Raw genomic sequence first — 1,290 nt, 5'->3', positions numbered from 1 at the left:
TGGACACCTCCAGAAACTCTGATTTTTGGGGGGGCGTGACCGTTGATCGGTGCGTGTTCGTCCGCTGTGCGGCGGGATCACACTGCTGATGGATGCTTGTCGGGGCGCTGATGGCGGCGGGCGCTGCGGTTGCAGACCCTACGCCGTAGCCGCCCTGCTGCTCAGCCAGACCAGCCGCCTCATGTTATAGGCTAGGTTGGCGAGGCCGATCTTCACTCGCGCCCGGGCGATGCCGATGGTGCGCACGACCAGCGTCATCGGACCCTTCTGACGGGCAAAGACATGCTCGACGGCCGAGCGCACCGCCGATTTGCGGGCATTGGCCCGCCGCGTTCGCGGAGCCATCGGCTGACCCTGCGGCTTCTTGCGGTGGATGCGCGACACCAGGCCGCGCGCGGCCAGCCATGCCTCGTTCTTCGCCGAGCGATAGGCAGTGTCGGCCCAGACATCGGCGGCGGTGTTGTCGGCATCGATCACCTCCGCCAGCCGAGCGCCGTCATGCGCTGCGGCATGGCTGGCCGTCCAGCCGCGGATCAGGCCGTGCCGGCGATCGATCGCGACATGGTTTTTGTAGCCGAAGGCTGGAACCGCGAGATCGACCTGCGGGGCGCCATCCTCGCGCGGCCTGGCCTTGGAGAACTTCACCGTCCAACGTGCATCGCGGTCCTTCTGACGCAGCTTCGCGGGCTTCTCCGTCCATCCTTCGGGGACCTGCCCTGCTTTGATCGCCGCCCGCTCGGCCTCGGTGTTGCGCTGCTTCGGCGCGGCGACGATGGTCGCGTCCACGATCTGCCCGCCCATCGCCAGGTAGCCGGCGGCGCGCAGCGTGGCATCGAACTGCGCGAACAGCCGTTCCACCGCGCCGGCACGCTTCAGCGCTTCGCGGAATGCCCAGATCGTGTTGGCGTCCGGCACCGGGTCGGCCAGCCCGACACCGAGGAAGCGCATGAACGACAGGCGGTCCTTGATGAGGTATTCGCAGCGTTCGTCCGACAGCCCGTGCATCGCCTGCAACAGCAGGATCTTGAACATCAGCACGTGATCGAAGGCGGGCCGGCCGCCCTTCGTGCCATCCGCGCGCGGCACGGCCTGCTCCAGCTCGGCGCGGAACATCGCGAAATCGACCAGCACGGCGATCCGCTCAAGGTCATCGCCCTTGGCCGACAACTCCCGCAGCCGCTCCTCAACATCGAAGAACCCAGGCTGCCCAACCATCGCCATCCCTCGCGCCGACCCGGGTCAGTGAATCAGCAAGCGGTCATCGTGACGAGGGGTTTCTGGAGGTGTCCA

At 67.1% G+C, this 1,290-nt stretch carries 1 protein-coding gene; it reads right to left on the bottom strand.

Annotation, left to right across the window (positions count from 1 at the left end; translation table 11 throughout):
* Positions 1-138 precede the first annotated feature (138 nt).
* Positions 139-1,215 (bottom strand): IS5 family transposase, encoded by a 1,077-nt coding sequence (locus IEY36_RS30340; RefSeq protein WP_188974056.1) that lies wholly within the window; start codon positions 1,213-1,215, stop codon positions 139-141.
* Positions 1,216-1,290: the final 75 nt, after the last annotated feature.

Source organism: Neoroseomonas lacus (assembly GCF_014644535.1).
GTDB classification, from domain to species: Bacteria; Pseudomonadota; Alphaproteobacteria; order Acetobacterales; family Acetobacteraceae; genus Neoroseomonas; species Neoroseomonas lacus.
This window is presented reverse-complemented; position numbering and strand designations above follow the sequence as displayed.

Excerpts from the sequence above, each read along its gene's own strand:
- IEY36_RS30340 (WP_188974056.1), bottom strand. The coding sequence starts at position 1,215 with ATGGTTGGGCAGCCTGGGTTCTTCGATGTTGAGGAGCGGCTGCGGGAG.